The organism is Apilactobacillus sp. EABW-1NA (assembly GCF_030398685.1).
Taxonomy (GTDB): Bacteria; Bacillota; Bacilli; order Lactobacillales; family Lactobacillaceae; genus Apilactobacillus; species Apilactobacillus waqarii.
Window position 1 is genome coordinate 32,474 of the sequence record NZ_JAPDKO010000009.1, and the last position, 26,114, is coordinate 58,587.

Here is a 26,114-nt window from a genome sequence, read left to right on the forward strand (position 1 = left end):
CAGAAACCTTAAAAATTCAATAAATTCCAGAAAAAAAGACGCGGTATTATACCGCGTCTTTTAGTTGTTTTATTAGTCGTTTTCGTACTTCTTGAATACAAGAACTGCGTTGTGACCACCAAAACCAAACGAGTTTGAAATTTCGTAGTTAACTGGTGACTTCTTGTTGTCTTCGTTTACTAGTTCTACTTCAACTTCTGGATCGATGTTCTTAACACCGTAGTTAACTGGCATTTGTTGACGTTGTAATGCACCAACCATAATAACGGCTTCTAATGAACCAGCAGCACCTAGAGCATGACCAGTCATACCCTTTGTACTACTTACCTTGATGTGGTCGTTGTCAGCAAATACTTTCTTGATAGCTTGTGATTCAGCTGAATCGTTAGCATGAGTACTTGTTCCGTGAGCGTTAACGTAGTCAACGTCCTTAGGATCAACGTTAGCATCCTTAAGAGCTAACTTCATAGCATCAACAGCACCTGAACCGTCAGGTCTTGGAGCAGTTAAGTGGTATGCATCTGAGTTAGTACCGTAACCAACAACTTCGGCTAAGATATTAGCACCACGAGCTTTGGCATGTTCTAGTTCTTCAAGAACTAAAGTACCGGCACCTTCACCCATAACGAATCCATTTCTGTCTTTATCGAATGGAATTGAGCCATCTTCTACTTTTTCTGAAGTTGAAAGAGCTGATAAAGCTGCGAAACCAGCAATACCTAATTCGTTAACTGATGCTTCTGAACCACCAGTAATCATCATCTTGGCTTTACCAAAACGAATGTAGTCAAATGCATCACCAATTGCGTTAGTACCTGATGAACAAGCAGTAACGATAGCTTGAGAAGTGTTTCTAGCATTTAAGTTAATTGAAATGTTACCAGCAGCCATGTTAATGATTGAGTTAGGAACGAAGAATGGAGATACACGACCTGGACCCTTCTTTGACATCTTAATAGCTTGTTCTTGGATAGTTGTTAAACCACCAATACCTGAACCATAGATAACACCTAATTCATCTGGATCAAATTCGCCTTCTTTTAGGCCAGCTTGTTCCATAGCTTCGTATGCTGAGTATAGAGCGTAACGTGAGAAGTCATCCATACGTTTTGAGATCTTCTTGTCGATACGTTCTAGTGGATCAAAATCTTTAACTTCGGCAGCTAGAGTAACACCAGTTTCTGAAGCATCAAACTTTGAAATTGGAGCAATACCTGTCTTTGAAGCAAAAATATTGTCTAAAAATGTGTTAGCGTCGTTACCCAAAGGACTAACGGCACCAATACCTGTAATTACAACACGCTTTTCCATAGAGTTATCCTCCTTATTTACGTTTTACGTCTGGAACGATAAAGGTTAGTTGAGCTGAACAAGCCTTCTTGTCGCCAACGTAAGCAGTACAGTCAACTTGTCCCATGTTCTTCTTTTGTTTACCCATAGTAACTTCGAAACGTACAACGTCACCAGGTTTAACCATCTTTCTGAACTTAGCACCCTTAATTTCACCAAGGTAAGCAGTCTTATCCTTGTATTGTTCACTCTTCAAAATAAGAATTGAAGCAGTTTGAGCCATAGTTTCGATGATTAAAACACCAGGCATAACTGGGTTTCCAGGGAAGTGACCTTGGAAATAGTTTTCGTTGATAGTAACGTTCTTGGTAGCAACTACCTTTTCACCAGGGATTAATTCATCAACCTTATCGATGTATAGAATTGGGTATCTGTTTGGAATTAAATCCATAATTTCTGTTGTATTTAAAACACTCACAATAAGCACTCCTCTTATAATTCAAAATTTTAACAATTAAACGTCTTTTATTAATCTAATTTATGATCCTAATCCAATAGGATTATTGATTACCTCTTCATCTAGTTTTGATATCTAGATGAACTAATCAACATAAATAAGTTTAACAATTACCATACTAAGTTACAACGTACAAGACTCTTTTTATTAATTAAAACAAATAAAACGTTGTCATAGCGGTGTTTTACGTATATTTCCTTATGTGACACATGGTTGAATGTATATCTATTTTGCCGTTTTTTCATTAGAAATCATCTAATTATCATGATTTGATTCGTTTAATGTTTGAACATCCCATTACCCCGGAAAATCATTTAACGGCAGATATTAATCGTCATATGTAGCAAGGGTTCCAACGTAACCATCAGCTACCTCAATATCGGTTAATTTAATTTTACGATCTAATCGTTTAGCAGATTTCTTGGTATCAACATCAATGTCGACACTCTTAACCTTACCAGATAAACCAGTACCGACTAATTTTAATGCTGCTTCCTTGATTGTCCATAACTTAAGGGTTTCATCCCCTTCTACTGATTCGTTTAGATTACTTAAGTAATTTAGTTCGTTATCAGTAAACGCACGAGTAATTCGTTTGTAAGTAAATGGACGCAACTTCTCAATGTCTACTCCAACCTCTTGATCAGAAACCGCTAAGATTACTAAATCATATGAGTTTGAAATATTATATTGAAATTGCTTTGATTTTAGAAATGGTTTGCCATGATCACCGTAGTAGAAAAGGTCCCCATGCAATAATTCATCAATACTAATTCCCATGTAATCTGCCAGCATCAAGTTACCTACAATTGCTTGACGTTTATTATACTTAGTAAAATCAACATCAGCCTTCTTGAAGATTTCTTGGTACTTTGGATTTTGAATAGAATCGATAAAAATTTCTGTATTATTAAGCAAGTAAATGAACACCCTTATCAGCGTAAATCAAGTCACCAGTAACACCTGATGATAGGTTACTCATTAGGAATGTAGCAACGTCACCAACTTGGTGGATGTCAACAGCTTCACCGTCAACAGTTCTTGCTTCTGATTCCTTCAATAGGTCACCGTGGTTCTTGATACCAGTAACAGCTAGAGTCTTGATGGCACCAGCTGAGATAGCGTTAACACGGATCTTCTTAGGACCTAAGTCTGAAGCTAGGTATCTAACGTTAGCTTCTAGAGCAGCCTTAGCAACACCCATCATGTTGTATGAAGGGATAGCACGAGTTGAACCCATGTAAGTTAGAGTAGCAATACTACCTTGTGGGTTCATAACACGACTTGCGTAACGTGATACTGAGATTAGTGAGTAAGCTGAAACGTCTTGAGCTAAGTTGTAACCATCTTTCTTAACGTCAATAACGCCACCTTCAAGAGTTTCCTTATCAGCGTAAGCAATGGCATGAATAACACCATCGATGTTACCAAATTTAGCTTGAATGTCTTGGAAAGTCTTTTCAACGTTTGCATCTTCAGCAACGTCACATTCAATCATTTCAGTTCCTTCAGGAACAAGCTTGTCTAATTGACGTTTTAATCTTTCATTTTGGTAAGTAATGATAACTTGAGCACCGTTATCCATTAGTGACTTAGCACAACCCCAGGCAATACTACGTTTGTTAGCAACACCCATAACAACAATTGTTTTTCCATCTAATAAGTTTGACATTATGATTTGGCCTCCTAAAATATACAAATCAATTAAATTACATTAGTTGAATTTACGGTAACGTTCGTGACGTTGGGCCAATAATTCTTCTTTAGGTAATTTGTTAAGTTCATTAATTTTTTCAATTAAAGCTTCTTTGAAGTTTTGCATTGATTTTGCATCTTTGACTTCGGGAATAATCTTATCAATGATTTCATTGTCTAATAGTTCCTTTGGTGTAAGTTGCATTTGTTCAGCAGCTTCTGCTGCCTTACTTGAATCTTTCCACAAGATTGTGGCGTAGCCTTCAGGTGATAGCACTGAGTAGATACTATCTTCTAAGGCCCAAACGGTGTCACCGACAGCTAGAGCTAAGGCTCCACCGCTTCCCCCTTCACCTACGATAACACTGATGTATGGCACTTTTAACTTAAGGCCTTGCATGATTGATTGAGCAATCATGTAACCTTGACCCTTGTATTCAGCGTCCATACCAGGATATGCACCAGGTGTATTAATCAAGTTAATGATTGGACGGTTAAACTTTTCCGCTTGTTTCATCAAACGTAAAGCTTTTCTGTATCCAGAAGGTTCAGCTGAACCGAAATGTCTTTCGATATTTTCGTCAGTGTCGTTACCCTTTTGGATACTTGTAATGGTAACTGGTTGACCAGCAATAGTTCCGATACCAGCATATACTGCAGGATCATCGCTGTAAGCACGGTCACCGTGTAGTTCCATAAAGTCATCAGTAATTCCAGCAACTAGGTCTTGGATACTAATCTTATCAGCACTTCTAGCCGCTAAAACACGATCGTATGCTTTTCCCATAATACTAATATCCCCCTAATTCCAAGCCAATAACTTGGCTAATACTGATTTCATTTCATCTCTTTTAACAATGGCATCTAAGAAACCATTCTTAAGTAGAGTTTCTGCACGTTGGAAATCCTTTGGTGGACGTTGTTGAATTGTCTTTTCGATAACTCGACGACCAGCAAAACCGATTAATGTGTGTGGTTCAGAGATGTTGATATCTCCTTCCATGGCATAACTAGCAGTTACACCACCGGTAGTAGGATCAGTTAATACAGAAATGTATAGCAATCCTTTTTCGGCGTGATCAGATACCGCTTGTGATACCTTGGCCATTTGCATTAATGAGTGGATTCCTTCTTGCATTCTGGCACCACCAGAACATGAGAAGACAACTACTGGTAAGTTCTTTTCGGTTGCTTGTTCGAATAATCTAGCAAGCTTTTCACCAGTGGCAGTACCTAAACTACCCATGATGAAACGAGAATCCATTACACCTAGGGCAAATTCAGTATCACCAATCTTGGCAAAACCGGTTTGAACACTTTCGTTTAGGTCAGTGGCCTTCTTTGACTTTTCAAGCTTTCCAGCGTACTTTTCGTCGCCTAAGAAACGCTTTGGTGCACTAATTTCAGAATCGATTGGTGTGAATTCATCCACAGTCATGTTGATTCTTTCTTGTGCACCCAGTCTAAAACCATAACCACAGTTAGGACATAGTTTGTATTCCCCTAACTTCTTGTTGTAAAAGTTTTCTTCACAAACTGGACATTTGATAAACAAATGATCTGGAACTTTGTCCATTAGAGTTTGTAAATCTTTGGTTTCTTCTGATTTATTATTCTTCAACGTTTTTCAACCACTCTTTCAAGAATGATTTTTCAATGTATAGATTATTGAAATCTGAATCATTGAAATGTTTGTCTTGTAACAAATCGTTTAGGAATTGACGGTTAGTCTTTACTCCATCAACCTTAAATTCATTAATTACTCTTCTCATTTTTACGACAGCCTGAGGCTTGTCAGGCATATGTACAATGATTTTGGCAATCATTGAATCATAGAAAGGAGAAATGGTGTCACCTTGTTCAACACCTGAGTCAATACGAACACCCTTAGTTCCAAATGGGAAGTTAACCTTATGAAGAGTACCTGGTGCTGGTAAGAAACCATGTGCAGGGTCTTCGGCGTTAATACGGCATTCGATTGCGTAACTATCTACCTTGATGTCATCTTGTGTGAATGGTAATGCTTCACCTGCGGCAACTTGGATTTGAGCTTTGATTAATTGAACTCCAGCAACTTCTTCAGAAACTGTATGTTCAACTTGTAATCTAGTGTTCATTTCCATGAAGTAGAAATTGTTGGTCTTTTCGTCCAATAGGAATTCGAAAGTACCAGTGTTTTCGTAACCAATTTCCTTAGTTGCTTTGGCAACTAGCTTACCTAGATAATCACGTTGCGATTGAGAAACTTCCATACATGGGGTTTCTTCAATAATCTTTTGATGACCTCTTTGTAGAGAACAGTCACGTTCAGGGAAGTAAACAACATTTCCCTTTTGATCAGCGATAACTTGCATTTCAATATGCTTAGCATCACTTAAATCTTTTTCCATGTACAATGAATCGTCATTGTATGAAATTCTTGCTTCACGCTTAGTAGTGTTAAAGATTTCCTTTAATGCTTCTTCATCGTCACATTCACGAATACCTTTACCACCACCACCAGCAGCAGCTTTAAGCATAACCGGATAACCAATTTCATCCGCTAGTTTTAAAGCATCTTCTAGAGTGTCAATGGAGCCATCTGAACCAGGAATGGTTGGTACTCCACTGTTCTTCATCGCTGCCTTGGCATGAGATTTATTTCCCATTAAATCAATTACTTTTGAACTTGGTCCAATGAACTTAATTGAACATTTTTCGCAAAGTTCAGCAAATTCAGCGTTTTCAGATAAAAATCCGTAACCGGGGTGAATAGCTTCTGATCCAGTTAAAATTGCAGCGTCAATCACTGCAGCCATGTTCAAGTATGATTCGTTTGGTTGTGGACCACCAATACATACTGATTCGTCGGCTAATTTAACGAACATGCTATCCTTGTCGGCAGTTGAATAAACGGCAACAGCTTTAATGTCCATCTCATGAAGTGCTCTTATGATTTGCACCGCGATTTCACCACGGTTAGCAATTAATACCTTTTTAAACATTTCACTCATCCTTTATGAACTTATTCAATTGCAAAGATTAAAGTACCTTCACAAATAACTTCGCCATCTCTAGTAACTGTTCCATGACCTTCACCAATGTTTCTCTTTAGCTTTGTCATTTCAACAGCTAGTTCCAACTTGTCTCCTGGTCTAAAGCTGTCTTTGTAAGTAGCTTCTTTGATACCACCAAAGAAAACATTATGTCCTTTGTATTCAGGCATTGATAGTAATGCGCAAACTCCAGTTTGAGCTAGCATTTCCATCGCGATGGGTCTTGGCATTCCAAATTCAAGATGTTGTTTTGAGAAGAACCATTCGTTAACAGTTAAAAGCTTTTCAGCCTTTGCACCTTCACCAGGTCTTACTTCAATAATCTTGTCTAACATTTGGAATGGGAATCTTTGAGGAATGAAATCTTGTACGTTATAGTCCAAAATTAGTCCTCCTCAATTTCAAAAATTGGTTGATCGTATTCAACCATGTCACCATTTTCAGCAACCTTCTTAGTAATAGTTCCAGAAACGGGACTCTTAACTTCGTTGATAACCTTCATGGCTTCGATTACACAAACAGTGTCGCCCTTCTTAACGTGATCGCCCACTTTTTTGTAGACTGGTTTTTCAGGACTTGGGGCAAAGTATACGATTCCAACAAGTGGAGCCTTAATCTTTGCACCTGAAGCTGCTGGTTTAGCAGCTGGTTGTTCACTTGCAGTTGCGCCAGCAGCTTGAGCTGGTTGAGCAACGTTTTGTACTGCAGCGTGTTCTAACTTACTGAAGTATAAGTCAGTACCATCATCGGCAGTAATCTTAAATTCTTTCATGCTGGACTTGTCGAACTTGTCCATTAACTTTTCAATGTCTTTTTGTTCCATGTTTTTATATCTCCTGTTAATTAAGAATGTTCTTACTTAACTTTGATTACATAGTTAATCCACCGTCAACGGTGATTACTTGTCCATTCATGTATTCGTTCTTGATTAAGAATTCAACAACTTGAGCAACTTCGTCTGGAGTACCAAAACGTTTTGCTGGGATTTTTTCTTCCCAATCAGCGATGTAACTGTCGCCTAGTTTAGCTGTCATAGCAGTCTTAATCATACCTGGAGCAACCGCATTACAACGGATTCCACGTAGAGCACCTTCTTGGGCTGTAGTCTTAGTTAAACCTACGATACCGGCCTTAGTAGATGAATAGTTAGCTTGACCTAAGTTACCGTGTAGACCTGCAATACTTGAAAGGTTGATAATGCAACCCTTACGAGCTCTTTGCATCTTCTTCATAGCAAACTTAGTCATGTTAAATACACCAAACAAGTTAGTGTCTAATACTTGTTTGAATGAATCACCCTTCATTCTAGTTAATAGAGTGTCTTGGGTGATACCGGCATTGTTAACCAATACGTCTAGTTTGCCGTATTTTTCAATAACACTGTCAATCATTGCTTTAGCGTCATCTTCTGAAGCAACGTCTCCAACCAATACATCAATTTCTGAATCGAAGTTATCTTGGAAAGCTTTCAATTCTTCTTCATTCAATTGACGGTGTGAGTTAGCGATTACGATATTGTTTTCATCCTTAGCTAGACGAACTGCGTCAGCTAAACCTAATCCCTTAGTTGCACCAGTGATTAGAATTACTTGTTTTTCGTTATTTTCCATAATTATTCTCCTAACTTATCTAATAAGGCATCTAGAGTTTCAACACTTTCTACATTGTATGTATCAGCCTTTAATGTCTTTTTAGCAAGCTTACTTAGCGTATTTCCTGGACCGATTTCGATAAAAGCGTCAATGTTTTTGTCTTCTAGTGAAGCAACATCTTGCATGAAGTGTGTTGGATTGATTAGTTGGTTAACTAATGTTTCCTTGATGGTGTCCTTAGCAAATGGTTTTACAGTAGTATTACTAATTACATCTACTTGAGGTTCATCAAATTCAACACTTTCAAGACGTTTAGCTAATTGATCTGATGCAGGTTGCATCAATGGAGTATGTGAAGCTACGGCAACTTGTAGTGGAACTACACGTTTTGCGCCCTTTTCCTTCAATACTTCCATGGCGTTTTGAACCCCTTCTTTAGTACCACCAATAACAACTTGTGACTTGTTATTGTAGTTAGCTGGGTATACGTCATCAATTTCATCACAAACGCTCTTCACAAAATCAGGGCTAAGACCCAATACAGCAGCCATAGAACCTGGATTTTGCTTACCTGCTTCATCCATGTAATGTGAGCGATCGTGTACTAGCTTTAGCCCTGATTTAAAAGATAGTGCTTTAGCAGCAACTAAAGCACTATACTCGCCTAAACTCAATCCCATCATTGCAACAGGTTTCTCTATTTTGTCTTCTAAAATACGATGAATAGCTACACTCATCGTCAAAATAGCGATTTGAGTATTATTAGGATTATCAAAAATTTCCGGATCAGCTAAGTTTAAATTCAATGTTTCTGAGGCCTCGTCAATTGTACGTTTGTACACAGGGTTTGACTTATACAAATCCTGTCCCATTTCCTTAAATTGACTACCTTGGCCACTAAATAGATAACAAATATTCAAACTTAAACACTCCTAGTTAATTAAAACTAATTATTATTCTTCAACTTTACCAGCAACGTAGTCAACTAATTGTTGTACAGTTGCGATGTCGTTGTCACTGTCAATTTCGATGTCGTATTCGTCTTCTAGAGCATCGATGATTTCAAATAAGTCTAAACTGTCTAGGTCTAGTTCTTCTTTGAAGTTAGTTTCCATCTTGATGTCTTCAGCCTTAACGTCTGATTGATCTACAACGATTTCTTTTACCTTGTCAAAAATTGCGTTCTTGTCTGCCATAATATAATTCACTCCATATATAAAATTAAAATAATAAATTAATACCTTAAAATAATAGTTCCTGTGGTTAGGCCACCACCGAAACCAGAAAGGGCGATAATATCTCCCTTAGCTATTAAACCATTTTCCATCATTTCTGACAACAAAATAGGTTCACTAGCTGCAGAGGTGTTCCCATAAAGATTAATATTGATAGGGAATTTGTCCTTACTAACGCCTAATTTACGGGCTACTGATTTAATAATTCGAGCGTTAGCTTGATGTAACACAAAGTGATTTATGTCACTTAACTCAATCCCAGCTTTTTCTGCTGCTTCTTTAATTGATAATGGAACATTCTTGGTTGCGAAGTTAAATACTTCTCTACCATCCATATGCAAATAACGATCTGTGTCGTCATCATCACGTGGTCCAAATGTTTCATTTCCCAATATATGACCAGCAAGAAGAGCTTCTCTTCTATCTCCATAATTCTTCAAGTTACTGGATAATACTTCTCCATCACCTTGGTTCGAAACTAGCATTCCACCAGCACCATCCCCGAATAATACGGCGGTGGTTCTGTCTTCCCAGTTAATCAAGTTACTCATTTTTTCTGAACCAATTACCATCCCTAAAGCGTTAGGCTTTAGTTCAAATAACGAGTGCATAATATGAGTAGCGAAAACAAATCCAGAGCACGCAGCACTGATATCAAATGCAACAGCATTCTTAGCACCAACAATACCTTGAACTGCAGAAGCAGTTGATGGCATATGGTAGTCTCCAGACATCGTAGCTACAATGATAAAATCAATATCATTCGCATCAACGTTTCCGTTCTTAAGTAATTGCGAAGCAACCTCAGCACTTAAAGAAGTGTTAGTTTCCTTAGTGGCGATTCGGCGTTGCTTAATCCCGGTTCTTTTACTGATCCATTCATCAGAAGTATCCATGATTTTAGCTAAATCGTCATTGGTAACAATCTTTTCAGGAACAGCTTTAGCAGTAGCTAAAATTGAAAAACTGCTCATGATATCTCCTCTAAACTGAATTTAGTTTACTTTCTCGATAGTATCTATAAAATACCACTCATTTATTTTTAATTAAATTCCCCTTTTTTTCAACTGATAATAACTCATATCGACGTCTTGTTAATCACTAAACTCTGATATATCAATGGTTTAGCTATACTTTTTATCCATATTTTTCAAAGTTACGCATTATATATTATGTAACTCATTAAATATTGATGTCTCTTATAAAGTAAAAAAACCACCTATAATAGGTGGTTTTTTGTTATTTATTATTTGATTACTCGGTATACTTCATCCATTGGTTGGCGTTTCTTTGGAGTGATGTCTTGGTCACGGTATCCGAAACCAGCCATTACTGAAACACCCCATTCTTTAGGATCTAAAATACCTTTTTGAGTTAAGATATCTTCAATTTTTGAACGGTCGAATCCTTCAATTGCACAACTATCGATATCTAATTCCGCTGCAGCAGTCATCATGTTAGCTAATGCAATGTAAGTTTGTTTGCATGCCCAATCAAATTGCTTTCTGTCATCAGTTAAATCAAATTGTGTTTTTTGGAAATCATCGAACTTCTTTGAGAATGGTGAGTCAGGTGCAAAATGGTGCCCACTAACATCTTCAGTGATGTGTTGCACATACTTACTAGTAGCAGTGATTCCCTTCTTAGCCAAAATAATTAAGAAGTGACTGGCACCGTTTAGACTGTTTTGAGCACCCCATGCATCTTCATAGATATCTTTTTTAACTTCTTCACTTTCAATTAAAAGAAATTGCCATGGTGAAAAACCAAAGGCACTAGGTGAAAGTCTGCCGACTTCCATAATTGTGTCCCAATCCTTGTCAGAAATTTTCTTGTCAGCGTCGAACTTCTTTGTAGCATAACGACGGTGAGCAGTTTTAATAATTTCTTCGTTTTTATCCATTATTGTCTACCTCTTTTACGTATATAGTAGGTGTAACTTAACATAAAGAATTATTTAAGTTCAACAATATACACTTAACATAAGCGTAATAAAATTGACGCGCTATGCTGATTTAACTATACTTAAAATGTAATTTAAATAAGTTTATTGGAGACTTTATTATGAACGCACAAGACTTATATCAAAAATGGGTTAATCAACCTACTCTAAACGAATCCGTAAAACATGACCTAGCAAAAATCGCTAATAATAATGAAGAAATTAACGATGCTTTTGGTACTAACATGTCATTTGGTACTGCCGGTATGCGTGGATTAATTGGTGCTGGTATCAACAGAATGAATATCTACACCGTTAGACAAGCTACCGAAGGTCTAGCATCTTACATGGATACATTAGATGAAGAATCAAAAAAACGTGGTGTTGCCATTAGTTTTGATTCAAGATATCACTCAAAAGAATTCGCATATGAAGCTGCTCGAGTATTAGGACAACACAACATCAAATCTTACGTGTTTGATGATATTCGACCTACTCCTGAATTATCATTTGCAATTAGACACCTAAATACTTTTGCCGGTGTTATGATTACTGCCAGTCATAATCCAATGCAATACAATGGATACAAAATCTACGGCCAAGATGGTGGTCAAATGCCACCAAAGGCTTCTGACATGATTACCGACTACGTCAGAAAAGCCGATGATGTATTTGCAATCGATGTTGCTGACGTAAAAGACTTAAGAGATAAACAACTTCTATCAGTTGTTGGTGAAGACGTTGACGATGCCTACCTAGCTAACGTAAAGACAGTTAACGTGAACCACAACCTAATTAGAGAAGTTGGTAAGGAATTAAAATTCGTTTACACACCTCTTCACGGCACAGGTAAAATCATCTGTCGTCGTGCTTTAGATAATGTTGGTTTTAAGAACTATTCATTAGTTAAGGAACAAGCAATTGCTGATCCAGAATTTCCAACTGTGGACTTCCCTAATCCAGAATTCCCAGAAGCATTTAACTACGCTATCAAGTTAGGTAACGAAGAAAACGCCGATGTTTTAATTGCCACCGACCCTGATGCTGACCGTTTAGGTGCTGCCGTAAGACAACCAGATGGTTCATACGAACTAATGACCGGTAACCAAATCGCCTCAGTGCTATTGGATTACATCCTAACTGCCAAGAAGAACGCCAACGACCTACCAGCTGATGGAACCGTCGTTAAATCAATCGTATCTACCGAACTAGCAACTAAGATTGCTAACAACTACGGTGTTGAAATGCAAAACGTTCTTACTGGATTCAAGTACATCGCTGAAAAGATTAAGGACTTCGAAGAAAACAAAGATCACACTTTCCTATTTGGTTTCGAAGAAAGCTTTGGTTACCTAATCAAGCCTTTCGTTCGTGATAAGGATGCTATCCAATCGACTGTATTACTTGCAGAAGTTGCTGCTTACTACAAGCAAAAAGGCCAAACATTATATGATGGTCTTCAATTAATTTACAAGAAATACGGTTATCATGAAGAAAAGACTATCTCAAAGACCTTTAGTGGTATTGAAGGAAAAGAAAAGATGGCAAACATCATGAACGAACTGCGTTCAAACCCATTAAACAAATTCAACAATCAAAAAGTCGAATCACTAGAAGACTTCCAAACTTCTACCAAGACTAACGCTGATGGTTCTACTGAAACAATTGAACTACCAGAAGCTAACGTATTAAAATATTGGCTTGATGATGGTACATGGTTTGCCATCCGTCCTTCAGGAACAGAACCAAAGATTAAGTTCTACTTAGGAACTGTCGATGATTCTGCTGATGCTGTTAACAACAAACTAAAGACATATGAAAATGCCGTTGATCAATTAATTGAACAACTCGTATAAACAAAAAGCGTTATTAACATAATGTTAATAACGCTTTTTTTATGTTTCGTGATAGAATGTTAATATAAATTCAAGTTGAAAGGAAATTTCCATGAGAAAGCAAACATTCTCTGTTGAAATTGAGGCCAATCCAGGCGATTTGCGACAAATGAAACATTATTTGCATAAATGGCAACCTGATTTTGTTTCAATTAGCAATCTTAGTCGATATTCATACGAAGAAATGGTCCAATGTGCCAGATACATTCAAACGGATTTACACATCCCCGTTGTAATCCACCTAACTGGATTAACGCATACAAAAGAACAAATCAAAAAAGCTTTTAATGAGTTAATGGGCTTAAACATCCGTAACTTCTTATTAGTTCGTGGAAACATCCATCATAACATGCATATCGAAGATGATTTCAATTACGCTAGTGATTTGATCAAATATGTGAATCAACTAGACACTGATTCAAAAATTAATGTTTTCGCTGGTTGTTATCCAGACATTCACGTACTTGCTGACTCACTTACAGAAGACATCGAGTATTTAAAACAAAAGGTTAATTCCGGAGTCGATAGCCTAATATCATTAATGTGTTTTGATAATAAACGCATTTATAAGTTTCTAGATAAGTCCCGAGAATACGGCATCAACATCCCAATTCGCATTGGAATCATGCCCATCACCGATCAGTTTAAGAAACATTATCTTGCGCACAACGATGTCAAGATGCCCGAGTTATCTGAAGAAGAGGACAATCTGCTTGAAAATGGTATCGACTATGCTGTTAACCAAATCAACGATTTATATCAACATGACGTTAACGGGATTCATCTATATACTCACAATGATTGGATGTTATCTGATCGAATATTTGAAAACATTAAGCAAAACCTATGAAGGAGCATCATCCAATGGACAACAGTAATGCTGCTGACAATAAGCTTGCACCAACCAAGCAACTTACTGACGAACAATCTCGCCTAGTCGAACAAATCAAACAATTTGCCATCGACCACTTAAATGACGACACCCATGCTGTCTTCACCATTTACGGTGATGCTGGAACTGGTAAGTCCGTTATTTTAAGTAAGTTATTCTACGACATTCAACAAATGGCGCATGAAAAAAGCAGTCCGTTATATCAAACTAATAACTATTTCTTGGTTAACCATCCCGAAATCTTAAAGGTTTACAAGAAGATGGCTGGAAGTCAGGACAATGTCTTAAAGAAGAACTTTAATCGCCCCACTTCCTTTATTAACCAAAACGATAAGACCCATCAAGATGTGGATATCACAATTATTGATGAAGCCCACCTATTATTATCACGTGGTGATCACTACAATAATTTCTATTACGACAACCAACTATCTGAAATCATCAAACGTTCTCAAATCACCATTTTGGTATTTGACCATCGCCAAGTCCTTAGAACCAAATCGTTTTGGAACTTGGAAAGATTACACCACATCATAGACCAATATACCAACGGTGAATATCATCTTACTCATCAATTCAGAATGACCGCCAGTGATTCACTAGTTAAGTGGATTAACACCTTTACTGATGGTAAGCTAACCCCGCTTCCCGCTGACGCAAAAAAAGATTACGATTTTCGTATCTTTGATAATGCTGAGGAAATGCGAAAGGCTATCTTTGCTAGAAACCAAGAAGTTGGCCTTTCTCGAATTGTTTCAACTTCTGGATATCCATCAACACTAGATGGTGGTAAACATTACGTAACCGAGCCAGACTTCAAGATGCCGTGGGATCAATACAATTACACGCAAACTCCATGGGCAGAAATTTCAGAAACCGTTAACGAGGTCGGTTCCATGTTCACATGCCAAGGCTTTGACTTGAACTATGTTGGAGTCATCCTAGGGCCACCAATCTACTTGGATGGTAATAACGTCCACGTGGAAATGAGTAAGTTCACCGATGTGGAATCTCTCAAGAAACGCAAGGACATGGATGATCCTGTCGAGTTTGAAAAGATTAAGGCACAATTGGTATTAAACTCAGCCAACGTCTTATTAAAACGTGGTGTGAAAGGTTTATACATCTTCGTTCATAACCAAGAACTACGCAAACGTCTCTTAGACGACTACAAAAAGTTATAAAAAAAGCCACTCAGATAATCATTTCTGGGTGGCTTTTTTGCATAAACTGATATAATTGTTTCAATTAAGTTTTTTGGAGGGGAAAATATGAAATACTCGCTTAACTGGGATTTAGATTCAATCTTTGCCGGGGGGTTACATGGTAAAGAATTAACCGATAAATTAGCTGTCATCGGCGAATCAATTGAAACATTTCGCCAAGCCATCAATGACTACGATTTCGATGACGATGACGCGCAATTCTCTAGATTTTCAGAACTAACCGACTTCTTACAAAAAATTCAGGCCGGAATTATTCAAGCTTCAATGTACATAAACGGTAAGCATTCCGATGATGTAAACAATGAAGAAGTTCCACCAATGATTGATAAGGTTCAATCACTAGACGTTAAAGCGGCCCAAATCGCTCAACTACTTCAAAAGAAGCTAGCCGATTTATCAGATGACCGTTTCAACGAACTAATCAAACAACCTGGTCTAGACACCATTGCCTTTTCTTTGAAGGAAAACAGACACTTCGGAAAAGAACTGTTGGATGACACCCAAGAAACCATCATTTCAGAAATGAACCTAGAAGGTCTAAGCTCATGGTCCAACCATTACAGCACACTAATTGCCGGTGTTAACGTTGACTTTAGAGACGAAGATGGTAATCCTAAGACACTATCAGCTGGTCAAGCCGATAACGAAATCTTAGGTAATGCCGATGCCAAGTACCGTCAAGACTTGATGCCAAAATGGGAAGCTGCCTTTGAAGACAAGCAAAACCTATTTGCTGACACCTTAAATCACCTATCAGGTAGTCGCCTGCTAGACTACAAATTCCATGGTACTGACGACTTCTTGAAGTACCCATTAGAACTTAACCGCATGTCAAAGGAAACCCTTGATACCATGTGGAAAGTCGTTGACGACAACAAGGACGTCTTGATTAAGTTCTTAAACCGCAAGGCCCAATTAATCGGCAAGGACAAGATTGGTTGGGAAGATGTCGCCGCCCCAATCAACATCGGTGACGAAAAATCAAAAACATTTACCTACGATGAAGCTGCAGAATTCATTATTAAACAATTCAACAGTTTCTCACCTAAGATGGCTAAGCTAGCCCAAAAGGCGTTTGAAAATAGATGGATTGAAGCAGAAAACCGTCCAGGTAAGGAACCCGGTGGATACATGCAAGACCTACCAGAAACTGGTGAAGCTAGAATTTTTCTAACCTTCACTGGTTCACCAAACGATGCATCAACCATCGCCCACGAACTAGGTCATGCCTTCCACAGTAGCGTGATGAACGATCTACCTTACTTCCGCCAAGACTACGCAATGAACGTTGCTGAAACCGCATCAACATTCGGTGAACTAATCGTTTCAGACGCTAACGTCAAGGAAGCAAAGACCGATGAAGAAAGAATTAGCCTACTAAACGCTAAGATGGATAATCCTGTCGCAATGTTTTTAAACATTCGTGCTCGTTTCCTATTTGAAACTCGTTTCTACGAAAGAAGACAAGACGGTGTTCTAACCTCTAATGAAATTAACGACTTAATGATCCAAGCACAAAAGGATGCCTACGGTGAATCACTATCTACCTACTCACCTCACTTCTGGGCAAGTAAGATGCATTTCTACATTGACGACATTCCTTTCTACAACTTCCCATACACATTCGGTTACCTATTCAGTCTAGGAATTTACGCCAAGGCGCAAACTACCGATGACTTCGAAGATCAATATATCTCATTACTCAGAGATACTGCTAACATGACTACCGAAGAGTTAGCAAGCAAACACCTAGGTGTTCATTTGACCAAACCAGACTTCTGGGAAGCCGGAGTTAAACTAATCAAAAAAGATGTTGATGAATTCATCAAACTAACAGAAAAATATGTATAAAAAAATAAGCACTCACATCGAGTGCTTATTTTTTTGATTAACGAACTACAACGGCCATCTTACCTTCGTAGTTGTATAAACTCATGAATTGAGAAGTTGAAACCCAGAATACTGGATTACTCTTACCGGTCTTGAATTGGTATCTCCATGATGATGGATCTGCCATCTTGAAGAATCCGTTCTTGTATCCAACAACCACTAGAGTGTGTCCTGTGGGTTTTCTCATACGGTATCCAGTGTATGCAATCACTGGGTTACCATGTTTAATTTCATTGATGATTTGGTTCTTTGATGAACCACTGAAATTGTAAACAGTCTTTCTGTAAGTACGACCATACTTAGCTAAAGCTCTTGGGAAGATTGTCCAGTTTTGGCTGGTGTTATTCTTAGCGAATGGGTTTCCTACGAAACCGTAGTTTTGATTGGTAGATCTTGGCATTCTATCTAAGAAGTACTTAATCCCCTTGTTTAAACCAATGCTTTTAGTTGAAAGAGCCATCTTTAAGGCAGTACCCTCACAACCGTTTGGTGCATCAAATGGGAAGTGTTGACTTGTATATACGAAGGGAATTTCGTAGACACTAGTCTTGCTCAAGTCTCTTGAGCTAATCCATCCTTGGTTGATTCCTTGGTAACTAATCTTGTAGTAAACAGCTTTCTTTAATTTAGCTACTTGAGTTAGTTGAACAAGTTGGTTTTGAAGATTGATTTTCTTCATCACCTTAACTCCTTCTTTGTAAGGAGAAACGTAAGTATCTACGTTATTTTTATTAACGATTCTTGCATTATAGTTTCGCGCTGAACTAATGGTATAGTTCTGACTTTCTGCGTTTGATGTATCAGAATGAGCTACGCCCAATGCGACGATAACTACACCTAAAAACATTACCACACCAAGTGCAGATAATATTTTCTTCATTATGTCTCCACTCCATCCATAAATTATTATTTATATTAATAATATAATACAAACTAATTTCAAATGCTTAGAATAAACTATTCTGTAAATAAGTTTTAACATTTTGGTAACATTTTTGATATTTTATTAAAAAAAGACGTGATTATTAAAATAATCACGTCTTTTTTACTATATTAGTATAATTCTTCGACTTGTTTTTGAACATCTGGATGATTTACGAAATCATCATAGTGGGTGTCAGCTCTTTGAACCATCCCTTTATCAGACACTTCAATAATGTGATCAGCGATAGTTTGAACAAACTCTCTATCGTGAGAAGTAAAGATTAAAGATCCATCGAATGGAATTAAAGCATCATTTAGTGCAGTAATTGATTCCATGTCTAAGTGGTTAGTAGGATCATCTAGCATCAATACGTTACCCTTTTGTAGCATCATCTTGGATAACATACAACGAACCTTTTCTCCCCCTGATAATACCTTGATTTGTTTTTGAATATTATCACCAGAGAATAACATTCTACCTAGGAAACTACGTAGGAATGGATCATCACTTTCTTCTTTAGAAGCGAATTGTCTTAACCAATCAATGATAGTTAATGAATCGTCTTCGAAATCAGAGTTAATGTTCTTTGGCATGTAACTAGTACGAGTAGTTTGACCCCATACTACTTCACCTTCATCTGGTTCCATCTTACCGGCTAAGATTTGCATTAATACAGTAGTAGCAACGTCGCTTCTACTAATGATGGCAGTCTTTTCACCAGGACGTAAAGTAAATGTGATGTTGTCTAAGATCTTTTTACCATCAATTGTCTTTGAAACACCTTTTACAGAAACTAAGTCGTTTCCTAAATCACGTTCTTTTTCGAACTTGATGAATGGGTATTTACGTGATGATGGTTGGATATCATCTAAAGTAATCTTGTCTAATTGTTTCTTTCTAGAAGTTGCTTGTTTTGACTTAGAAGCATTAGCAGAGAATCGAGCGATAAATTCTTTCAATTCTTTGATTTGGTCTTCCTTCTTAGCATTGGCGTCTTGGCGCATCTTAGCTGCTAGTTGACTTGATTTCAACCAGAAGTCGTAGTTACCAACGTATAGTGAAATCTTCTTGAAGTCAACGTCACACATCATGGTACATACTTGGTTTAAGAAGTATCTATCATGGGATACAACAATGGCAATGTTTTCGTAATCAGCCAAGAAGTCTTGTAGCCATTCAATGGTATGGTTATCCAAACCATTGGTAGGTTCATCAAGAAGTAGGATATCTGGGTTACCGAATAAAGCTTGAGCTAATAAGACCTTCACCTTTTGTCCTTCAGAAAGTTCACTCATCTTTTCATAGTGTAGTGATTCATCAATTCCCACGCTTTGTAGCAATTGTGATGCATCGGCTTCGGCGTTCCATCCGTCCATTTCGGCGAATTCACCTTCTAATTCAGCAGCCTTAACACCATCTTCATCAGAAAAGTCTTCCTTAGCGTATAAGGCATCTTTTTCCTTCATGATTTTGTATAGCTTTTCGTGTCCTTGAATTACAGTATCTAGAACTTCGCAATCTTCAAAGCCATAGTGATCTTGGTTTAAACTAGAAATTCGTTCATTCTTACCGATTGAGATACTACCACTAGTGGGTTCAATCTTTCCTTCTAGCATTTTTAGAAAAGTTGATTTACCAGCACCATTGGCCCCGATAACCCCATAACAGTTACCAGGTGTGAATTTTAGGTTTACATCTTCATATAGTTTTTTACCAGAAAAATGTAATCCCATATTAGTTACAGTTATCATTTCATACCTCCATCCAATCAATTAAGATAAAAAGGGCCCTTGTTTCTCAATTGAATCAAGGGCGTTTTTATTTATTGATTCTATTAATAACTCAGATAACCATATCATATGAAAACTACTTAGACAAGTTAATTATTGTAGAACAGCGTTAATGTCGCTACTTCCGCTTGTGATTTCATAAATGTGGTTAATGGTCTTGTCATCGTGCAATACAGCCACGACGAAGTTAGCAACATCTCTTCTAGGAATGTTCATTCCAGCTACTCGTTTTTCGATTACATCGACCTTACCTGTTTCTTCATCGTTAGTTAAAGCTGACGGTCTAACAATGGTATATTCTAGGCCACTATTTCTTAGTTCAACGTCTGCATAGTGCTTTGCGATGTAGTAACCATGCAAACCAGAATCTGCCCAGAAGCTTCTGTCGTCAGCACCCATAGCACTGACCATGACGTAGCGAGTAATGCCAGCTTGCTTAGCGGCTAGCATTGACTTTACGGCACCGTCTAAATCGATAATCAATGTTTGATCATCTCCGGTAGCACCACCTGAACCAGCTGAGAAGACAATCTTATCAATGGCGTTATCAGTGTAAACCTTGGCCATGTCTTCAATTGTGCCGTTCAAATCAAAGATAACCGGTGAAACGTTTTCCATATCCTTGTATTCGGCGAATTGCTTGTCACTTCTGACTCCGGCAAAAACGTTATCTCCTGTTTTACCTATCTTTTCTACCATATGAATACCTACGTGTCCATGGGCCCCGATTACTAAAACGTTACTCATTATATTCATCCTTTCTTTACTTACTTATTAATAGTAATTCTATCAAGAATGGCCATGTTCATAAAACGATTCGCTCAAAAAAAGACGACCATGTAAGATAGTCGTCTTTTACCATAATTGTCTTTTATTAAGCGTTTTGTCTTTAATTAATTGTCTTTATTTTCTCTTGTCAATAACAGGAACGTTACCATCAATCATACCTGAGTCACCAGATAGGATTAATGCATTGTACATAACGTCGAATTTCAAGTTTTGTTCTAGGAATGATCCACTGTAGTCTTTGTAGTAGATAGGTCCTAAATCTGAATCCATACTTGCGTTAAAATCTTTGTCTTCTAAATCAGGGTCAACTGCAATCAAGTCAAAAGATGTATCAATCGCACATGAACCTGCGTCAGAGTAGTTTCCAACACCATCATCTAAGCTCAAGAAGAACTTTGCGTCGCCTTGAACTTTGTTTTGAATCTTTTCTTTTGCTGCATCTGTAATAGTTAGTTTCATAAAAATGAACCCCCTTCATTTATATTACAAGTATCTATAATACTCGAATAAAATCTTGTGTCAATAGTTTGTACACGATTTAATTAAATTTTACGCTATTTTTTATTGGCGATACCAATCATATATCTTTTTAGCACCGTCATAATCAATATAATGAACAGCGGCAATTTGTGCAGAATCGCCTTTTCTAATGCGGATAACGATGTGAGCTAGATTATTTCTCTTCATGAATACGCTAGATTCAAAATGCATGCTTTGAATTTCATGCCATCCAACATAGTAGGTTCTTTGCTTGAATAAAAATCCATTGGATACGATTAGGTAATCATCCTTAGTATTTCCTGTTAATCCAATTGAACTAACCCTGTACTTAAAGTATGCATTACCAAGAGTGTAAAAGAAAGTAAAAACACCGATAACGACTAACGAATATGTTAATGTTGTCCACCCAACAAAGTAAATCACAATTGGTATGATGAACAATACCCAGTCAAAATTCCTGAAGAATAACCAAATTGATCGTTTACGGGAATTGAATTTTTCGACTGTTTTTAACGGTATCCACTCAAAGAAATCATTCATCATCTCAGCGTACTTATTTGAGTTTAGAATTGGCAAGACCACCGCTTGTGATGATTCTTCGTCACTACCATCTGAAGCCATGATAATCTTGACGGTCATAATCTTTAGCAGTTTCCCCATCACATTTTGTTCTATCAAAACACTTTGAATTCTATCAGTGGATAGTCGCACCTTGTTTCTGGTAAATAGTCCCTTTTCGTATTCAAGATACTTGCCCTCTTTTACCAGGGTAAAATCATAGAATTGAAACATCGTGTAGATAAACGATAGTAATAAAGCAATTATAATCGCCATGATTGTAAAGGCAATCAAACTAATCATGTTGGAGCCAAATCCCTTTTGGTAGATGCTAATAGCGAAGTCTAAAACTTCACCATGCGTGATGTGGACAATCAAGAACATCGTAATGAAGACCCTAAAACTAGTAAAGGTATATAACGCAATGTCCTTAGTCGAAATCTTGTATTGAGCATATCCATTATCTTGAGTGTTTGCTTCCTCTTGGTTGCTATCCTCAATCTTTGCAATGTCTGATTGTTCTACTTCATCATTAACATCTTGGTTTTGGTATTGTTTGTGCTTTTCTTCTAAAACCTTACCAACGTATGTCTTCACCGCATCCAATTGGATTTTATCTTTGGAACTGCCTTTGCTAGCGTTGTTAATTTGTAGTTTTTCAACGTCAAATGGTCTAAATAAAAAGTACTGACTATGTTCAATCGATTGAATTCTAGCGAATGGAACGTGGATGACCTTTTTGAAGATGACACCTTTTTTAATCACAATTTGACTATCTTCAATCGAATAGGTAAAGCAAAGATATGAAAGTATATCCCATACTATCGTAATAATTACGAATATAATCCCTAATTTAAAGCTATCAATGTGTAATGGATCACCGATAAAGGAAGCTAAAAAAATCGCTATCAAGATGTCTTTAAGACGATTCACTAAGTTTAATGGACTCAGATGTTTATCTTGCATTTCTGGCCTCCATCGCTAATCTCATTACTTGGGTCTTAATGTTTTCTGATTCTTCCTTGGTTACGGCAGCAATTTCATGACTGTCAGCGGAAGTATAAATACTAATCTTATATAGATTCTTATGTCTTAGAATTGGACCTTGTTCGATATCAACGTTTTGCACACGGGCAATCGGAACGGTGACTTGTTCTCTAGAGATAAAGCCATTTTTAATTTCAACACGATCTTCATGGATAGCATATTGATGAAAAGCAAAACGGTACGGGATTGAAATCATATCCACTATTGCCCACACCACCAAAATGGTTCCTAAGACCGGTAGGATGTATTCAACATACTTCCAGTCCAGATACTTCACACCAATTGTGGAGACGGTAAAGATGATGATTTCGACAATAATGGTAATAATTGCTGAATATAGCCATACTGTTTTGACACTCTCAGGTAATTTCTTCATTTATATTCTCTCCTCGATGTTGCTATTTTATTCTCTCTAAATCTAGTAACAAGTTGTTGAAGTCGGCTAACTTACGGTAGCCTTCTGAATAGTCGACATTTAAAATGCGGTGAGTTGGAATAATCAAAATTAACGGATTAGCAATCACTGCATTCCTTACGTCGACCTCCTTAAAGTCATATGTATCACAGAACTCTTTGATATCCATGGCGTCGCCATAATTGATATCATTAATTTTTTGATAGATTTGTTCATTTAATTCGCAATTTGATAAATCGACTGGTACCTCAAAGTATTTGCGGGTGCCATCAATGTATTCGCGAAGTTGAATTTTGTATTCTTCTGTTTCCTTACGATTAAATACGAATTCCGCATCTAATTTAGGATAAAAGTTATAAATATTGGAAATTCCTGTATTGGGGTTATTAATGAAGTTAATCCCATTTCTGGTACAGGTAAAATAGATTTTTTGCTTTTGGTATTCGACTTGATCCCAGTATAGTTTTTCCATTGGTATCCTTCCTATTTCTAGTATTATTATTATCTTACCATAACTTAGTTTGGGTTTTAGACAAAAAAAGACACGACGCAATGTCGTGTCTTTTAAAGTATTAAGCTACTCGAGCGTAGCCAACTTCATGCCACCAAGGAACATGAATCTTTTCTGTTACAACTCCACGGTTTTGTGCATCAATCATTCTGTCATGACCAATGTAGATACCTACGTGGTAAATGTTACTGCGGCTAGTACCAAAGAATACTAAGTCACCCTTTTTAACATGATTTCTACTTACATGCTTATTAGTGTTGTATTGCATTTGAGCAGTTCTTGCTAAATTTTTGTGTGCACCATGACGATAAGCATATTGTGTAAAACCAGAACAATCAAAGCTATATGGTCCCACTGCTCCGTATACATATGGGTGACCTAACTTGCTTGAAGCCGTTTTATATATGCTTGAAAAACGTGATCTCTTGTGTGAAGTTTTTTTAGGTGCAGCTTTACGTGCTTTCTTTCGCGTAACCTTCTTTACAGTTTTATGTGCTTTCTTTTTAGCAGCTGGTTTCTTGTAAGAAGACTTTTTAGCTTTCTTCTTGTGTTTTTTTACTGTAAGATGCTTCTTCGCTTTTTTCTTTTTTATAACCTTATGAGTCTTTTTATGATTAACCTTATTAGCGCTTGCGTTGGTAACATCAGTTGCAAATAATGTAGCCATCGCCAAAACAGTCAACATTATTAACATGATTGTCTTTTTCGTTTTTGTTTTGTTCATAGCACTTTATTCCCCGCTTTTAAAATTTTATAATTTCTTAACTTATGACTAAATTATAGCTACAAAATGCTACATAACAGGAACAAAACTATTTCAAAAACATGAAAAAATGTTACCTAAGTGTTACATCCAATGGTTTTATAATATAAATCGTTCTATAATTAGGACTATACTTAATAACTTTTAAGAATAAGGTGATTTCATGGATTTATATTCATATGACTACTTAATCCATCCAAATACTATCGTTACATATCTATTATTAGCATTAGCGGTAATTGTTGGATTAATGATTATTTTTAATGGTTTTAAATATATGCGCGACAGGACAAACCTAAAATATCGTGATTTATTTATTACCATGATTGTTGTTGCCATACTATCAATCAGTATTGGCTTCAGCAATATTTTGCAACAACGCAACTCTTCGTCGCAAAACTCTCAAACTACTGAAATGGTAAAAGCCATTAGTCGAAGCAAACATATTTCTACATCAAAGATTTATGTTAGCTCCCCACAATTGACTAATGGTATGACTGTAAAAGTTGGCGATAAGTTCTATCAAGCGACTTTTAACTCTAGCTTTAACAGCTATCAGCTTCAACCAATTCAATTAATTCCTACCAATATTACTTATCATGACAAACCATCATTCCAAATCGGTGACTTAAACAAGGAATACTTAGAAATATTGTTTAAATTCTTAATTGGATTCGTCGTATTAGTAATTCAAATTAATATTTCCGGTAAAGGGAACTTGGCTCCTTCTAACGCAGTGGATCAAATTCAAAACTACGTTCTTGGGGGGATCATTGGGGGTATGATTTATAACCAACAAATCACCACCCTACAATTCTTCATCGTCTTGTTAATTTGGTCTTTGGTTATCTTTACTAGTCGTATCCTCAGTCGTCAATTCGCAATATTCCATCGAATATTCAATGGGGATCCACAAAACATCATTACTAATGGAATCGTTAATGTTGATACTGCCTTAAAGAATGGTATGTCAGCAGCCGATCTATCATTTAAACTAAGAACTAAGGGAATTAGCAACTTCCAAGATGTTAAATCTGCTGTCCTAGAACAAAATGGACAACTTACGATAACTACCTTTGGTGATGAATCACTAAGTTATCCTGTCATTACAGATGGAACTGTCAATCCCGAAGTCCTAGAAAAGATGGGACGTGACATGGACTGGATTGAACAATTAGCTAAAGATTCACATAAGGAAATCGCTCAAATTTACTTGGGTCAATATGTTGATGATCATTTGGTAATTATTCCATATCCTACTCATAAGAAGCGTCCATGGTACTACGAACTTGGTGAACGTGTAGAAAACTTCTCACACAATCACAATTTAACGCCTGAAAGAATTAAGAATGCTAAATCATTACAACAACTTAAAGAACTTTCAAAGAAGCGTCATTTAGGTGCTAAATCAAACAAAGATAATAAGAAGCCTACTAATCAGCGTGGTACAAAAGGAACAAAAGAACAATAAAAAAAGATAGGTTGAACTGAACCCCTTGAGTTGGAGAAATCTAACCTAAGGGGTTCTTTTATGTTTTCTAAAGAATTAAAATTAGCTGCCATTAAAGATTATTATAATGGTTTAGGATTTACAAAAATTATTAAT

Annotated in this window: 27 protein-coding genes; 5 read left to right on the forward strand and 22 right to left on the reverse strand. The window is 37.0% G+C overall.

Going from position 1 to position 26,114, the window contains the following annotated elements; genetic code table 11:
* Positions 1-72: 72 nt before the first annotated feature.
* The 14 genes from fabF to OEZ61_RS03845 form a co-directional block, all read right to left on the reverse strand.
* Positions 73-1,311: a beta-ketoacyl-ACP synthase II gene (fabF, locus tag OEZ61_RS03780; protein WP_034532428.1), complete on the reverse strand. Its 1,239-nt coding sequence runs from the start codon at positions 1,309-1,311 to the stop codon at positions 73-75.
* Between the two features lie 13 nt (positions 1,312-1,324).
* On the reverse strand, positions 1,325-1,768 hold the full coding sequence (fabZ, locus tag OEZ61_RS03785) for a 3-hydroxyacyl-ACP dehydratase FabZ (RefSeq protein ID WP_034532426.1): 444 nt from the start codon (positions 1,766-1,768) through the stop codon (positions 1,325-1,327).
* Between the two features lie 366 nt (positions 1,769-2,134).
* On the reverse strand, positions 2,135-2,725 hold the full coding sequence (locus OEZ61_RS03790) for a 4'-phosphopantetheinyl transferase superfamily protein (RefSeq protein ID WP_290046975.1): 591 nt from the start codon (positions 2,723-2,725) through the stop codon (positions 2,135-2,137).
* The gene (gene fabI, locus OEZ61_RS03795; RefSeq protein WP_053792966.1) at positions 2,718-3,479 is read right to left on the reverse strand and encodes an enoyl-ACP reductase FabI; all 762 of its coding nucleotides are present in this window, start codon (positions 3,477-3,479) and stop codon (positions 2,718-2,720) included. Before fabI ends, OEZ61_RS03790 begins: the two co-directional genes overlap by 8 nt.
* 42 nt (positions 3,480-3,521) lie before the next feature.
* The gene (gene accA / locus OEZ61_RS03800) at positions 3,522-4,289 is read right to left on the reverse strand and encodes a carboxyltransferase subunit alpha (RefSeq protein WP_034532422.1); all 768 of its coding nucleotides are present in this window, start codon (positions 4,287-4,289) and stop codon (positions 3,522-3,524) included.
* Positions 4,290-4,304: 15 nt separating this feature from the next.
* Positions 4,305-5,123, reverse strand: coding sequence for an acetyl-CoA carboxylase carboxyltransferase subunit beta (locus OEZ61_RS03805; RefSeq protein ID WP_041153067.1), 819 nt, complete (start codon positions 5,121-5,123; stop codon positions 4,305-4,307).
* Positions 5,113-6,486 carry an acetyl-CoA carboxylase biotin carboxylase subunit gene (locus OEZ61_RS03810; RefSeq protein WP_140999866.1) on the reverse strand — a complete coding sequence of 458 codons (1,374 nt, stop codon included), beginning with the start codon at positions 6,484-6,486 and terminating at the stop codon, positions 5,113-5,115. The genes OEZ61_RS03805 and OEZ61_RS03810 overlap by 11 nt, the downstream gene beginning before the upstream one ends.
* Before the next feature lie 20 nt (positions 6,487-6,506).
* Positions 6,507-6,920, reverse strand: a complete 414-nt coding sequence (locus tag OEZ61_RS03815) for a 3-hydroxyacyl-ACP dehydratase FabZ family protein (protein ID WP_034534258.1) — start codon at positions 6,918-6,920, stop codon at positions 6,507-6,509.
* 2 nt (positions 6,921-6,922) lie between these two features.
* Positions 6,923-7,360, reverse strand: a complete 438-nt coding sequence (locus OEZ61_RS03820) for a biotin/lipoyl-containing protein (RefSeq protein ID WP_263506537.1) — start codon at positions 7,358-7,360, stop codon at positions 6,923-6,925.
* Between the two features lie 46 nt (positions 7,361-7,406).
* Positions 7,407-8,147: an SDR family oxidoreductase gene (locus OEZ61_RS03825; protein WP_263506538.1), complete on the reverse strand. Its 741-nt coding sequence runs from the start codon at positions 8,145-8,147 to the stop codon at positions 7,407-7,409.
* 2 nt (positions 8,148-8,149) lie between these two features.
* On the reverse strand, positions 8,150-9,049 hold the full coding sequence (gene fabD, locus OEZ61_RS03830; RefSeq protein WP_034534262.1) for an ACP S-malonyltransferase: 900 nt from the start codon (positions 9,047-9,049) through the stop codon (positions 8,150-8,152).
* Between the two features lie 33 nt (positions 9,050-9,082).
* The gene (locus OEZ61_RS03835) at positions 9,083-9,325 is read right to left on the reverse strand and encodes an acyl carrier protein (protein ID WP_053795816.1); all 243 of its coding nucleotides are present in this window, start codon (positions 9,323-9,325) and stop codon (positions 9,083-9,085) included.
* Positions 9,326-9,363: 38 nt separating this feature from the next.
* Positions 9,364-10,338, reverse strand: coding sequence for a beta-ketoacyl-ACP synthase III (locus OEZ61_RS03840; RefSeq protein ID WP_034532414.1), 975 nt, complete (start codon positions 10,336-10,338; stop codon positions 9,364-9,366).
* Between the two features lie 272 nt (positions 10,339-10,610).
* Positions 10,611-11,267, reverse strand: a complete 657-nt coding sequence (locus OEZ61_RS03845) for an NAD(P)H-dependent oxidoreductase (protein ID WP_140967664.1) — start codon at positions 11,265-11,267, stop codon at positions 10,611-10,613.
* A 161-nt stretch (positions 11,268-11,428) separates the two neighbouring features.
* Here OEZ61_RS03845 and OEZ61_RS03850 point away from each other — a divergent pair, with 161 nt between their 5' ends.
* The 4 genes from OEZ61_RS03850 to OEZ61_RS03865 all read left to right on the forward strand — a co-directional run bounded on the left by OEZ61_RS03850 (position 11,429) and on the right by OEZ61_RS03865 (position 17,170).
* Entirely contained in the window at positions 11,429-13,162 is a 1,734-nt protein-coding gene (locus tag OEZ61_RS03850) for a phospho-sugar mutase (RefSeq protein ID WP_290046976.1), read from the forward strand.
* Between the two features lie 91 nt (positions 13,163-13,253).
* Positions 13,254-14,051 (forward strand): methylenetetrahydrofolate reductase, encoded by a 798-nt coding sequence (locus tag OEZ61_RS03855; protein WP_290046977.1) that lies wholly within the window; start codon positions 13,254-13,256, stop codon positions 14,049-14,051.
* Between the two features lie 14 nt (positions 14,052-14,065).
* On the forward strand, positions 14,066-15,277 hold the full coding sequence (locus OEZ61_RS03860; protein WP_263527480.1) for a DUF2075 domain-containing protein: 1,212 nt from the start codon (positions 14,066-14,068) through the stop codon (positions 15,275-15,277).
* An 87-nt stretch (positions 15,278-15,364) separates the two neighbouring features.
* Positions 15,365-17,170, forward strand: a complete 1,806-nt coding sequence (locus OEZ61_RS03865; protein ID WP_290046978.1) for a M3 family oligoendopeptidase — start codon at positions 15,365-15,367, stop codon at positions 17,168-17,170.
* A 37-nt stretch (positions 17,171-17,207) separates the two neighbouring features.
* Here the strand turns inward: OEZ61_RS03865 and OEZ61_RS03870 are convergent, their stop codons facing one another.
* From OEZ61_RS03870 to OEZ61_RS08160, 8 genes are all read right to left on the reverse strand, one after another.
* Positions 17,208-18,089 (reverse strand): C39 family peptidase, encoded by an 882-nt coding sequence (locus OEZ61_RS03870; protein WP_034532407.1) that lies wholly within the window; start codon positions 18,087-18,089, stop codon positions 17,208-17,210.
* 173 nt (positions 18,090-18,262) lie between these two features.
* Entirely contained in the window at positions 18,263-19,885 is a 1,623-nt protein-coding gene (locus OEZ61_RS03875; protein WP_034532404.1) for an ATP-binding cassette domain-containing protein, read from the reverse strand.
* A 132-nt stretch (positions 19,886-20,017) separates the two neighbouring features.
* Complete coding sequence (locus OEZ61_RS03880; RefSeq protein WP_263500223.1) at positions 20,018-20,671, reverse strand: SDR family oxidoreductase; 654 nt, start codon at positions 20,669-20,671, stop codon at positions 20,018-20,020.
* Positions 20,672-20,827: 156 nt separating this feature from the next.
* Positions 20,828-21,172 carry an iron-sulfur cluster biosynthesis family protein gene (locus tag OEZ61_RS03885; RefSeq protein ID WP_034532401.1) on the reverse strand — a complete coding sequence of 115 codons (345 nt, stop codon included), beginning with the start codon at positions 21,170-21,172 and terminating at the stop codon, positions 20,828-20,830.
* 102 nt (positions 21,173-21,274) lie between these two features.
* The gene (locus OEZ61_RS03890) at positions 21,275-22,738 is read right to left on the reverse strand and encodes a PH domain-containing protein (RefSeq protein ID WP_290046979.1); all 1,464 of its coding nucleotides are present in this window, start codon (positions 22,736-22,738) and stop codon (positions 21,275-21,277) included.
* Positions 22,728-23,195 carry a PH domain-containing protein gene (locus OEZ61_RS03895; protein WP_290046980.1) on the reverse strand — a complete coding sequence of 156 codons (468 nt, stop codon included), beginning with the start codon at positions 23,193-23,195 and terminating at the stop codon, positions 22,728-22,730. The genes OEZ61_RS03890 and OEZ61_RS03895 overlap by 11 nt, the downstream gene beginning before the upstream one ends.
* Positions 23,196-23,217: 22 nt before the next feature.
* A complete protein-coding gene (locus tag OEZ61_RS03900) occupies positions 23,218-23,706 on the reverse strand; it encodes an MGMT family protein (protein ID WP_290046981.1) in 489 nt (162 codons plus the stop codon).
* Between the two features lie 100 nt (positions 23,707-23,806).
* On the reverse strand, positions 23,807-24,469 hold the full coding sequence (locus OEZ61_RS08160; RefSeq protein ID WP_354669365.1) for an NlpC/P60 family protein: 663 nt from the start codon (positions 24,467-24,469) through the stop codon (positions 23,807-23,809).
* 202 nt (positions 24,470-24,671) lie between these two features.
* Here OEZ61_RS08160 and OEZ61_RS03910 point away from each other — a divergent pair, with 202 nt between their 5' ends.
* Positions 24,672-25,979 (forward strand): DUF3290 family protein, encoded by a 1,308-nt coding sequence (locus OEZ61_RS03910; protein WP_080695526.1) that lies wholly within the window; start codon positions 24,672-24,674, stop codon positions 25,977-25,979.
* Positions 25,980-26,114 lie beyond the last annotated feature (135 nt).